The organism is uncultured Marivirga sp. (assembly GCF_963974845.1).
GTDB classification, from domain to species: domain Bacteria; phylum Bacteroidota; class Bacteroidia; order Cytophagales; family Cyclobacteriaceae; genus Marivirga; species Marivirga harenae.
On record NZ_CAXBEQ010000003.1, the window covers coordinates 445,705 to 457,578 of the forward strand.

The window sequence follows — 11,874 nt, forward strand, 5'->3', positions numbered from 1 at the left end:
TTGAGAATATGAACTTTACAAATTACGAACATACTGTAATTAAAGAGCTTGAAAAAAGAGCAGGTGATGTTTTGTATTTGAAAGATATAGCTCCGTTTTTTATTTTTAAAAGCTGTTTACAGATTTCTACTTATACCCAAACTGCATTTATTCAAGTGGGAGATAATATGCAAGCCGCATTATCGGAGTATTTTCAATTGATTGTATTTATAAAAAAGTTGGAAGAAGGTTTTTGTTATTCAATCCCATATACACCTCTGGAAGACAATTCGGTGCAAATTGGAAATAATGATTTTGAGGAATATCAACAACATACCATTGCGGATGGGGACTTATTAATTCAATTATTTTCATATTCAGCTAAAAAGTATGTCATTGCTCCTAATGCCTCCGACCAATTTTACCAAAAAGCAAAGCAGTCAAATATAAACCTTATTATCCCAAGTATTATACTACTTCTTTTATTCTTATTTATAGGAGCAATTGGGTATCAGTCTTATCTTGATAATAACAGTATGAGATTGAAACAAGAAGATATACGAGCAGATTTAAAGGAGCAAAAACTAAAAATAGGTTTACTTTCTGAGCGATTTGAAAGTCATGAACAGTATCAAAAGGAGGTTCAAAAAGCTGTTCAGAATAACTTCAAAGTGATTAAGGAATCATTACAGGAGCAAAACCATAGCTTAATGAACATTAAATACTGGAATCAGCAGCAGTACAATCAATTAACGAATTTGTATACAATAATTAGAGACGATTCAATTGATTAGAGTTTTTATTAGGCATTAAAATTGAATTGAGTACATATTTTCATAACTTTCAATTCAACTAATCACAATAAATTTAGGAATTATGGAAATTTTAGAGAAAATCAAATCGAAAGGCATAGTGGCTTTAGCAGCTATATTCTTTATGTCAGTTGCGTTATCATCTTGTGGAGATGGAAAGAAAGAGGCTTCTTCTGAAGAAGGATCAACGGAAGAAGTTATGGAGGAAGTAGAAAAAAGTGAGCATCCTACAGATGTTAGTGGTTCAGAACATCCAAGCAGTGATGAGGAGTCGGATTCTACCAAAGAGGAGCATCCTTCAGGAGGAGGTGAACATCCAAGTAATTAATTCAGGTAAAATTTGTATTAACTGCCAATAGTGTTCTTTCCAGAATCTGTTACTAAATGTAGTTGATCTTAATTTTAAAGATGAATTTCAATTTATTCGCTCAGAACCTGGGAGGGCAAAAGAGTAGCAGGTGTGATAAAACAAAATTTAGAAATTTTACTCTGCATACGAACAAAAAAAATCCTGTCTAAAAAAAAATTAGACAGGATTTTTTTGTAATATAATGAATTGTATAAAAGTGAATTAGCTTTCAGCTCCTTCTGCCGGTGCATCACCACCCTCAGCTGGTGCTTCAGCTCCTTCTTCTAACTCTTCAACATCTTCTTCATCATCCGTAGATTTTCCTCTTAGTGCTCTTGGAATTTCAACAACTGCAATCGATGCCTGTGGAGTATCTAAAATCTCACAGTTTTCAACAGATACTGTTTCAACTTTGATTGACTTACCAAAGTCAAGTGCACTAATATTTAAAGTAATATGCTCAGGCATATCTTTCGGTAAAGCTTTTACCAAAAGATTTCTTCTTTTGTGAATCAAAGTTCCCCCCTTAGTTACACCAGGTGCAGTTCCTTCCAAATGAACAGGAATGTTCATTTTGATTTTCTTACCTTTATGTAATTGTAAGAAATCAGCATGTAAAATGATTTCGCTTACTGGGTGGAAAGATACATCTTGTAGTATTGCTTGGTACTCATCGCCTTCAATGTTAATGTTAATGAAGTGAGCATCTGCAGTAAATACTATCGGGCGAAAAAGAATCATTGGCGCATAAAAGTGGATTTGTTCGTCACCACCGTATAGTACGGCAGGAACCATTGCTTCCGCTCTTAATCTTTTCGCCTCTTTTTTGCCAAGATTTGCTCTTTTATACCCTATAATCTCAACAGTTTTCATAATATATATTTGTTAAAAGTGAATAATTACTATTTCTAAAATCTTAAATAAACAATGAACTAATAGATTCATTGTCATGAATCTTTCTTATGGCTTTGGCAAACATATCGGCTACCGAAAGCACTTTTATTTTGTCAGACTTTTGCTTTAATGGTAAAGTATCAGTCGTGATTAACTCGTCCAACTGCGAATTAGCAATATTTTCATATGCATTTCCAGATAGGACTGGGTGAGTAATAATTGCTCTAACAGATTTTGCGCCTTTCTCCTTCAACATATCTGCCGCCTTGCATAATGTGCCGGCTGTATCGACTAAGTCATCAAAAATGATTACATCTTTATCTTGAACATCTCCGATTACCTGCATCGAGGCCACTTCATTGGCTTTCTTTCTTTGCTTATCACAAACTACCATATCTAGTTGGAAGTGCTTAGCATACTTTCGTGCTCTCGCTGTACCTCCTACATCAGGTGATGCAAAAATGGTGTCGGGAGTAATGCTTTCCTGTAAGTAAGGAACAAAGATAGCAGAAGCATCCATATGATCTACCGGAATATTAAAGAAGCCTTGGATTTGACCTGCATGCAAATCGCACGTTACAATTCTGTCTGCACCTGCTGCTTCAAAAATATTTGCTAACATTTTAGCCCCAATTGCTACTCTAGGTTTGTCCTTCCGGTCTTGTCGTGCATAGCCAAAATAAGGAACTACCAATGTTACTTTATATGCACTTGCTCTTCTAGCTGCATCTATCATCAAAAGCAATTCCATGATATTGTCAGCAGGAGGGAAGGTTGATTGAATTAGGAAAACGTGATGACCTCTAATTGACTCCGTAAAGTAAGGTGAAAGCTCACCATCACTGAATTTTTGTAACTCCACATCCCCAAGTGGTTTTCCATAGCTCATTGCTATTCTTTCAGAAAGATATTTTGACGTTGAACCGGAAAAAATTTTGACAGAGGACATGGTTTTATTTTTTTGCGCTTAAAATAAAATATCCCATCCTATATTAATAAGGACGGGATTTTGTTGCCCGACTAGGGCTCGAACCTAGACTCTTCTGTACCAAAAACAGACGTGTTGCCAGTTACACCATCGGGCATTTTCTGTGCCCCTCTTGCAAAGGGAATACAAAGGTAGAAATGGATTTTTTATTTGCAAATAAAGTGTTGAAAAAAATTAATTATTTTTTCTGTTTGGCACGTGCGAGTAATTATTCAATATGCTTAATACCGCTACTCTTATCTTTCTAGGATCATCAAAAATGTTCTCTGAATACAAATCGGTGGTATATCCTTGCCAAATCATTGAATAATCGTTGCTTTCAGTGAAATTAATGACTAGCGTTCCTTGATCTATTTGAAACTTCTTCTTCTGATACTTTTCTTTCTCTTTTTCAGTGTCGCTGCGGTACCTGATAAAACTTTCCATCTTTGGCTGTTCATAACCTTTATATTTCAAGGAATCTTCAATGAAAAAATAGCTAACATAGAAACTTGGGTTATCTGGATTGTATTCATATCCTAAAAGTTCTAAATGGCTCTTTATCGTTGATTTCACTAATTTTTGTGGTGCTTCAGGCATATAAGTTTCAGTCATGAAGAAGTCAAAGGACTTATAGCTATCAAAATCACCTAGAAAATTGTAATCATATTCTACTGGATATTCTTTAGAAACAAAGCAACCATTTATAATCAAAAATAATAATAGCAGAGGTATGTAAAATTTTTTCATAGTCTCAATTTAACAATAATATTCCTATTCTGTTTTGAATTTACAGAAGATTTTGAAATTTATCATTTTCACGACACTTTCTCAACCCATTTCCTGGCATTTACCAAAGCTTCTACCCAGGGAGAAATATCATCCGATTTTCTTTCATTAGGGTAATGAGCCCAGTTCCACGGAAAGATGCTTCGTTCTAAATGTGGCATAATGGCCAAATGTCTGCCGTCCTTGGAGCAGATGGCTGCTGAATTGAAATCTGACCCATTAGGATTGCCAGGGTATTGCTCGTAGCTGTATTTTACTGGTATATTATACTCAGATTCGTTTAAAGGCATTTCAAATTTACCCTCTCCGTGCGCTACCCAAATTCCAAACTTGGTGTTTTTCAAGCTCCTCAGCATCACCGAATTATTATCTTGTACTTCCACATTGACGAATGAACATTCAAATTTATTAGAATCATTATGGGCCATAGTGATTTTCTCTTTCTGCTCTGGGTAAATTAAGTCTAATGCTACCATTAATTGGCAGCCGTTGCAAACGCCCATACTTATCGTATCTTTCCTAGCATAGAATTTCTCTAAGGCAGTTTTGGCATGATCATTATATTTAAATGCACCAGCCCAACCCTTTGCTGACCCTAATACATCTGAATTGGAGAAACCACCTGTAAAAACAATGAAATTGACATCTGATAAATCCTCGGCCCCGCTCATTAAATCGGTCATGTGAATATCTTTCACATCAAAGCCGGCCATGTACATCATATAAGCCATTTCTCTTTCACTATTCACGCCTTTTTCTCTAATAATGGCTGCTTTTATTCCACTTTCTGTAGTTCTGTTTGAATCTAATCCTAAAGACTCGAAAGTTCCTTTGAAATGCTCAGGGAAGTTAAACGATAAGCTTTGGTTCTTATAATTGTCAAAGCGAGCTTTAGCTAAGTCCTTTCCGCTTTGTTTTTCATCTAGCAAATAAGAAGTTTCATACCATTCGTCTCTTAGTGCTTTTACGTCCAAAATTAATTTTTGAGTGTCTTTGATGATATTTACTTTGGCTGAATGGTTTACTGTGCCCAATGAAACTACATCAATTCCATTATTTTTTAGCTCATCAAAAATAGTTTTGTCATCAATTTGTAGTAATAGCCCAGCCTGTTCGCTAAATAGTAATTTTGCTAAATCTTTCTCAGAAAAATCATTGAAATTCAGATCCAGTCCGAGGGTTTGATGAGGGAATACTGTTTCGAGAATGCTTGTAATCAAACCCCCAGAGCCAACGTCATGCCCAGATAAAATCTTTTTATCATGAATTAATTTCTGAACAGCTTCAAAAGCTTCCTTGAAATGTGAAGCTGAATTTATTTCAACAGTTTTTTCTCCTAAAGAAGCTCTAGTTTGCGCGAATGCTGAACCGCCCAATTCAAAACTCCCTTTTCCCATATTGATATAGATCAAGTGGCTGTCCTCATTTGGGATCAAAGCAGTTTCCAATGTTTTCCGTATATCAGAAACTTCACCTGCTGCTGAAATAATTACAGTTCCTGGGGCATAAACTTTATCCCCTGAAGGATATTTCTGAACCATGGAAAGAGAATCCTTACCTGTTGGGATGTTAATGCCTAGATCTATTGCAAAATCACTAATGGCTTCCACCGCTTCATATAACCTGGCATTCTCACCTTCATTTTTTGCTGGCCACATCCAGTTGGCACTTAAGGAAATCCCTTTTAAGCCATCTTGAATTGGGGCGAAAACGATATTAGTCAAGGCTTCTGCAATCGAAAGTTCAGAACCCGCTTTTGGATCAATCAAGGCGCTGACTGGTGCATGTCCTATAGAAGTGGCAATTCCCTTTTCTCCCTTGAAGTCCAATGCCATTACGGCAACATTATTCAAAGGTAATTGGATTGGTCCTGAAGTTTGTTGTTTAGCTACTTTTCCTGTTACACATCTATCCACTTTATTGGTCAGCCAGTCTTTACAAGCTACGGATTCCAATTTCAAAACATTCTTAATGTAGCCTTCAATTTCTTTAGGGTCATATTGCAAGGAAGTGAAATGAGTAGTTTGTTTTTGATCTGCTAAAATGGTCTTTGGAGCACTCCCGAACATGGAAGCCAAAGGCCAATCCACTGGGTTTTTTCCAGTTTCTTTATCTTCGAAACTAAAATGGTGGTCTCCGGTAATTTCACCAACTACATAAAAAGGAGCTCTTTCACGTTGGGATACTTTTTCTAGTTTGGCAATATCTTTTGCTTTTATAACCAGCCCCATTCGTTCCTGGGATTCGTTTCCAACTATCTCTTTTGCTGATAAAGTAGTGTCACCAACCGGAAGTTTCCTTAAATCAATTTTTCCACCGGTGTCTTCCACCAATTCTGAAAGGCAATTTAAATGTCCACCAGCACCATGGTCGTGTATAGAAACAATTGGGTTTTCTGAAGATTCAGCCATAGCACGGATCGCATTAGCCACTCTTTTTTGCATCTCTGGATTTGCACGCTGAACGGCATTTAATTCTATTTGATTGGCAAATGAGCCTGTATCAACAGAAGAAACCGCGCTTCCGCCCATTCCAATTCTATAGTTATCACCACCCATTACGACAATTTTATCGCCTTTTTGTGGAACATCTTTTTTACTTTGCTCTGCTACTCCGTAACCAATTCCACCAGCTTGCATGATTACTTTATCATAGCCATACTTTTTCCCGGCATGTTCATGTTCAAATGTTAATACAGAACCTGAAATAAGAGGTTGTCCAAATTTATTTCCAAAATCTGAAGCACCATTAGAAGCTTTGATCAAAATATCTACAGGACTTTGATACAACCAAGGTCGCTCTTCCATTTGGTTTTCCCATGGTCTGTTATCTTTTAATCGCGAATATGAAGTCATATAGACGGCAGTACCTGCTAATGGGATTCCCGCTTTTCCGCCTGCCATTCTATCTCTGATTTCGCCACCAGAACCTGTAGCCGCACCATAGAATGGTTCTACAGTAGTTGGGAAGTTATGGGTTTCAGCTTTCAGTGAAATAACAGATTTAAACTTCTTTTTTTGAAAATAATCTGCTTTTTCAGGATTAGGAGAGGAAAATTGTTCTACTTCAGGTCCTTCAACATAAGCCACATTATCTTTATAAGCCGAAACAATTCTGTTCGGGTTTTCTTTGGAAGTCCTTTTAATCATTTGAAAAAGTGTGTGAGGCATTTCTTTTCCATCGATCACAAAAGTTCCATTGAATATTTTATGTCTACAATGCTCAGAATTGACCTGTGAAAAGCCGAAGACTTCACTATCGGTCAAAGGACGTGCTAAATCTTTGCTAACCTGTTCAAGGTATTCAATTTCCTCTATACTAAGCGCTAAGCCTTCTTTTTCATTATAGCTTGCAATATCCTCAATTAATTCAACAGCATCAGGCTGTTTATCGATAGTGAAAATATCTTTATTCAAGCCTTGATACTTTGCCTGAAGCATCGGGTCAATTATGTCACTTAGCTTATCAATGCTTTCAAACACTTCAATTCTGAAGATGCCTGTTAGTCCCATGGTTTGAGTTATTTCCACCGCATTTGTACTCCATGGGCTTACCATTTCTTTTCTAGGCCCCACATAAATGCCATTTAATGCAGAAGGAGGAATTACTTTTTCTGCATCCAGTAACCATAAAAGTTTTTCTGAGTCAGTTTCTGAAAATGGATTGTGATGTCCTAAAGCGTAGATTTGGTGATTTTTACCCTGAAAAAAGCTAAGCATAATGAATTTTATGTAGGTGGAATTATTAAAGTCGCAAAGTTAGAAATTATCCATTATTTTGAATAGAGAATGCTTAAATAAGTTGACATGTTTTCAAGTTGGCAAGTTTGTTAATGCTTTGATGAAAATTAATATTACTAATTTGATACATACTTTCTCGCCACAGAATAAAGTACCTCAAATTTCCTCTTTGGGGATTAAGGGGCTGGGGCCAAATGCTTTGCTGTATCAGCTATCAAGGTATTATGTCCCGCCTCCAAAATAACATGTTCGTATTCTTTAACATGCTTTAATAAATCCATCATATTGTCTGCTGTAATGATTTTATCGTATTTTCCCGTGAACATCATCATTGGGATTTTATTTTGATTGATGAGGAAGGCAATTAATTTTAAGTCAAATTTAAGATGTCTGAAAACAACCCAAGTCAAATAAACTCTTCTACGTTTCTCTCTAGTGTTCATTTGAGTATTGGCGAATTTCAATAAGCTTTTATCCACTATACCTAAGCTTTTGGTGAACGTTAATATTTGATAAAAGTATTTAGGCTTCACAATCATTGCCCGGAAGAATCTTCTAAAAGAATTAGGGTAAGTAGCCAGACTGTACCAAAATGAAGTTTTAATACCATCAGGTGCTATTAAAATAAACTCATTAATTTTTCTGGGAAATAGCTCCAAGCTCGCCAATGCAAATTTCCCGCCCATGCTGTAGCCCACAACTGCAAAATTCTCGATCTGATGCTTTTCCAAAAAAGATTTTAAAATTGATTCCCAATCGTGCTTTTCTAAAGCTTGATTTCGGTCTTTCCACTCACTATTACCATGATAGAATATATCAAAAGCATATACAGTATATTTTTCTCCCAAGAAATTAGAAAAGGGTAAGTAAATCTCCTTAGACTGTCCAAAGCCATGAAAGGCTAAGAGTGGAGTTTTGCCATTTCCGGCTACAGAATAATGTAAAGTATTTTTACCAAAGTTTATATGGCTATTCTTCATTTATAAAAAATAATTGTAATAATTCAAATTATTAAACAGTATTAAAATTTAGTATGGCGTGAAATCCATTACTTTTATAAGTATCTATTATTCAATAATTTATATATATTTTTCAATAATTATAAAATTATGTAAACAAATGCTACATTTGCCCGTTGGAAACGCAGGAAACTTTTAAACCAATTATAGTTTCTCAAGTTTAAATCGCAATATAATCATTTGAGTACAGAGAAAAACATATTAGAGGGCGCAAAAAGCTTATTTATGCAATTCGGCTTGAAATCCATCACCATGGACGACATTGCCAGAAAGGTTGGTGTAAGCAAAAAAACAATCTATCAATTCTTTAGTGATAAGAACAGCATTGTATTTAAGTCGGTTCATGAGCATTTTTCTGATCACCGTCAGGAAATTGAAAATGTTTTGGACAATAGCAAGAATTCGATTGAAGCGATGTATCGTATTTCAAAATGTATGAAAGGACAAGTAGAGGCCATTAATCCTACCGTACTTTATGATTTACAACGTTATTTTCCGAGAGCTCACAAAAGGTTTTTGGAATTTAAAAATACATTTATTAAAGAACGTATGATAGGTATTCTAGAAGATGGCGTCAAGTCGGGATATTTTAGAAAGGAAATCAACCCTGAAATCCTTATTATTCAAAGAATTGAGCAAGTTCAATTGGCCTTTAATAATGACATTTATCCAAGAGATAAATTTGATTTTAAGGAAATACATGAACAGCTATTTGACCATTTTTTACATGGTATTTTAACAGAAAAAGGAAAAGAGAAATATAATCAATATTTAAATGAAGAGCAGCATGCTTAACAAAATCAGATTTTTTTGTGCCATGGCTTTATTAATGCCATTGAGTTTATTGGGCCAAGAGGAGAGTGCCAATCCAATGAGTTTGGAGGAATGCGTGAATTACGCATTAGAAAATAATCGTAATCTAAAAACCACCAGATTGGAAGAGGCGATAGCAGAAACTCAAGTTGGGGAAACCAGATCAATGGGATTGCCACAAGTCAAGTTTCAGACTGGGGTGAATTATAATTATGAAGTTCAAAAGGCTTTCCTTCCGGAAACTTTTGTGAATCCGCAAGGCGATCCTGAAAATTCAGTGGCAGCACCTTTTGGAGTAGATTACGATGGAAATGCCAATTTTTCAGTTTCGCAACTTCTTTTTGACGGATCGTATTTTGTTGGATTACAAGCCGCCAAAACATTAAGAGAATTAAGGCAAAAAGAATCTAATCAATCGGAAGTGGAAACCGTGGAAGCTATTACCAAAGCCTATTATTTGGTTTTAATTTCTCAGGAGCGTCTTGAATTGTTAGATGCAAACCAAGAGCAACTGCAAAGGGTTTTGAATGAAACAAGTGCTTTATATGAAAACGGTTTTGCTGAAAAAATAGATGTTGATAGGATTACAGTAAATTACAACAACATTCAGACTGAAAACAGCAAAGCAAAAAGAAATTTTAATGTTTCCATGAACATGCTTAAGTTCCAAATGGGAATGGCTTTGAATTCACCACTTGAACTCTCAGGGAATATTTCAACTTTGAATTTGGAAGTTGGTGAATACTTAAACAAGACAGAAAATTTTGACTATAGGGAAAGAGTTGAATATTCCGTTTTACAAACTAACCAGGATTTGGCCAATTTAGATCTTAGAAACAATAAGGCCACTTTATTGCCTAAATTATATGCAAATGCTAATTACGGCTGGAACACGGGTACAAACCGGACTTCAGAGCTATTTCAATTTAACGACAGATGGTTAAGTTTCGGTGCTATTGGTTTAAGTTTTCAGTGGGATTTGTTTACTGGCTTAAATCGCTCGAGCAAAATGGAGAAAAACCGAATCCAAATAGAGCAAATTGAAATCCAAAAGGAGCAATTACAAAGCTCTATTAATATGGAAATTACACAAGCTGAAAATGATCTAAAATCTGCTAAGGAAAGCCTGGACGTTCAAAAGCAAAATATGGAATTAGCACTTTCGGTTTACAAACAGGTAGAAACCAAATACAAAAATGGAATGGCTAGCAGCCGAGAGTTATTGGATGCTGAAACTGCTAAAAAAGAGGCAGAAACCAATTATTATGGCTCTTTATATGATGCTGTAATTGCCAAAATAGAATTAGAAAAAGCATTAGGAATACTTTATTGATTTGAAAAAAATGAGACCAACTATAATAATGAAAAATTCAATTTTAATACTTGCACTTGCTGTTTTAATGGGAGCCTGCAACGAGGGTTCTGAATCAGAGAAGCTGAAAGCAAAACTGGAGAAAATAGAAAAGGACATTCAGTCCCAAACTATTGAAGCAGCTGAATTGAAAGAGCAAATTGCTGAACTGGATCCTGAGTTTGCTAAAGTTACTGATCAATCTGTTTTAATTAAATCTGAAACAGTAAAACCAATGGATTTTAAACATAAAATTCAGGTTCAGGGAGAGGTTGCCTCGCGTAAAAATATTACTATGGGAGCTGAAACAATGGGTAGAGTTACCCAAGTAAATGTATCGCCCGGAGATATGGTGAAACGCAACCAACTTTTGGTGAAATTGGATGCGCCTACTACAGAGAATAGTATTAAGGAATTGAAAACAGCTCTAGATTTAGCGGGCACTATTTTTGAAAAACAAAAGAACCTGTGGGAGCAAAAGATTGGAACTGAAGTTCAGTATCTAGAAGCAAAAAATAGAAAGGAAACATTGGAGCGGCAATTGGCCACAGCTCAATCGCAATTAGACATGGCCTTCATAAGAGCTCCATTCAATGGAAGAATTAATGATGTTAGCGTCAATACTGGAGAATTGGTGCAGCCAGGAATGCCTATTTTAAATATGGTAAGTCAAGAGGAAATGTATTTGCAAGCAGCCGTTTCAGAGGATTATATTAATGATTTTGATCAGGGTGATTCTGTAGAAGTTTATTTGCCCTCCATTAAAAAGTCATTTTCCACAATTGTAAGCGCAGTAAGTTACGTCATCAATCCCAATAACCGTACTTTTCAATTGGAAGTAAAAGTTAATGAATTCGTGGACAAGCTGAAACCTAATCAGTTTGCTCGTCTGACCCTAGTAGATTACGAAAATGAGAGTGCAATCGTAGTTCCTTCTGATGTTGTGCAACAAGACAATATTGGGAATTTCGTTTATGTGGTGAAATCAGAAAAGAATCAGAAGAAAGCTGAAAAAGTCAGGGTCGAAAGAGGAAAAACCTATAATGGCAATACTGAAATCCTGAAAGGAATTAAATCTGGAGATGTTATTATCTCTGAAGGATATCGTGAGGCAGTGAATGGAATAGCGGTTCGTTTAGCACAATAATTTCGAAATAGGAT

Annotated in this window: 10 protein-coding genes and 1 tRNA gene; 5 read left to right on the top strand and 6 right to left on the bottom strand. The window is 35.8% G+C overall.

Annotation, left to right across the window (positions count from 1 at the left end):
- The first annotated feature begins 8 nt into the window (after window positions 1-8).
- Both AAC601_RS09440 and AAC601_RS09445 read left to right on the top strand, forming a co-directional pair.
- Window positions 9-773, top strand: a complete 765-nt coding sequence (locus tag AAC601_RS09440; RefSeq protein ID WP_340153072.1) for a hypothetical protein — start codon at window positions 9-11, stop codon at window positions 771-773.
- Window positions 774-855: 82 nt separating this feature from the next.
- Window positions 856-1,119 carry a hypothetical protein gene (locus AAC601_RS09445; protein ID WP_340153073.1) on the top strand — a complete coding sequence of 88 codons (264 nt, stop codon included), beginning with the start codon at window positions 856-858 and terminating at the stop codon, window positions 1,117-1,119.
- A 243-nt stretch (window positions 1,120-1,362) separates the two neighbouring features.
- On the opposite strand, the gene AAC601_RS09450 is transcribed toward AAC601_RS09445, so the two are convergent.
- From AAC601_RS09450 to AAC601_RS09475, 6 genes are all read right to left on the bottom strand, one after another.
- Entirely contained in the window at window positions 1,363-2,013 is a 651-nt protein-coding gene (locus tag AAC601_RS09450; protein WP_340153074.1) for a 50S ribosomal protein L25/general stress protein Ctc, read from the bottom strand.
- 43 nt (window positions 2,014-2,056) lie between these two features.
- Window positions 2,057-2,983: a ribose-phosphate pyrophosphokinase gene (locus tag AAC601_RS09455; protein WP_303269025.1), complete on the bottom strand. Its 927-nt coding sequence runs from the start codon at window positions 2,981-2,983 to the stop codon at window positions 2,057-2,059.
- Between the two features lie 63 nt (window positions 2,984-3,046).
- Window positions 3,047-3,119, bottom strand: a tRNA-Gln gene (locus AAC601_RS09460).
- 77 nt (window positions 3,120-3,196) lie between these two features.
- Window positions 3,197-3,751 (bottom strand): DUF4136 domain-containing protein, encoded by a 555-nt coding sequence (locus tag AAC601_RS09465; RefSeq protein ID WP_303269026.1) that lies wholly within the window; start codon window positions 3,749-3,751, stop codon window positions 3,197-3,199.
- Between the two features lie 68 nt (window positions 3,752-3,819).
- Window positions 3,820-7,509, bottom strand: coding sequence for a phosphoribosylformylglycinamidine synthase (purL, locus tag AAC601_RS09470; RefSeq protein WP_340153075.1), 3,690 nt, complete (start codon window positions 7,507-7,509; stop codon window positions 3,820-3,822).
- Window positions 7,510-7,706: 197 nt separating this feature from the next.
- Window positions 7,707-8,510 carry an alpha/beta hydrolase gene (locus AAC601_RS09475; protein ID WP_340153076.1) on the bottom strand — a complete coding sequence of 268 codons (804 nt, stop codon included), beginning with the start codon at window positions 8,508-8,510 and terminating at the stop codon, window positions 7,707-7,709.
- 219 nt (window positions 8,511-8,729) lie between these two features.
- Between AAC601_RS09475 and AAC601_RS09480 the strand changes: the two genes are divergently transcribed.
- The 3 genes from AAC601_RS09480 to AAC601_RS09490 are packed head-to-tail and all read left to right on the top strand — an operon-like array spanning window position 8,730 to window position 11,860.
- Window positions 8,730-9,344, top strand: coding sequence for a TetR/AcrR family transcriptional regulator (locus tag AAC601_RS09480; protein ID WP_340153077.1), 615 nt, complete (start codon window positions 8,730-8,732; stop codon window positions 9,342-9,344).
- Window positions 9,337-10,695, top strand: a complete 1,359-nt coding sequence (locus tag AAC601_RS09485; RefSeq protein ID WP_340153078.1) for a TolC family protein — start codon at window positions 9,337-9,339, stop codon at window positions 10,693-10,695. The genes AAC601_RS09480 and AAC601_RS09485 overlap by 8 nt, the downstream gene beginning before the upstream one ends.
- A 28-nt stretch (window positions 10,696-10,723) precedes the next feature.
- Window positions 10,724-11,860 carry an efflux RND transporter periplasmic adaptor subunit gene (locus tag AAC601_RS09490; RefSeq protein ID WP_340153079.1) on the top strand — a complete coding sequence of 379 codons (1,137 nt, stop codon included), beginning with the start codon at window positions 10,724-10,726 and terminating at the stop codon, window positions 11,858-11,860.
- Window positions 11,861-11,874: the final 14 nt, after the last annotated feature.

Excerpts from the sequence above, each read along its gene's own strand:
- AAC601_RS09450 (WP_340153074.1), bottom strand. The coding sequence starts at position 2,013 with ATGAAAACTGTTGAGATTATAGGGTATAAAAGAGCAAATCTTGGCAAA.
- AAC601_RS09445 (WP_340153073.1), top strand. The coding sequence starts at position 856 with ATGGAAATTTTAGAGAAAATCAAATCGAAAGGCATAGTGGCTTTAGCA.
- AAC601_RS09455 (WP_303269025.1), bottom strand. The coding sequence starts at position 2,983 with ATGTCCTCTGTCAAAATTTTTTCCGGTTCAACGTCAAAATATCTTTCT.
- AAC601_RS09485 (WP_340153078.1), top strand. The coding sequence starts at position 9,337 with ATGCTTAACAAAATCAGATTTTTTTGTGCCATGGCTTTATTAATGCCA.
- AAC601_RS09440 (WP_340153072.1), top strand. The coding sequence starts at position 9 with ATGAACTTTACAAATTACGAACATACTGTAATTAAAGAGCTTGAAAAA.
- purL (WP_340153075.1), bottom strand. The coding sequence starts at position 7,509 with ATGCTTAGCTTTTTTCAGGGTAAAAATCACCAAATCTACGCTTTAGGA.
- AAC601_RS09490 (WP_340153079.1), top strand. The coding sequence starts at position 10,724 with ATGAAAAATTCAATTTTAATACTTGCACTTGCTGTTTTAATGGGAGCC.
- AAC601_RS09475 (WP_340153076.1), bottom strand. The coding sequence starts at position 8,510 with ATGAAGAATAGCCATATAAACTTTGGTAAAAATACTTTACATTATTCT.
- AAC601_RS09465 (WP_303269026.1), bottom strand. The coding sequence starts at position 3,751 with ATGAAAAAATTTTACATACCTCTGCTATTATTATTTTTGATTATAAAT.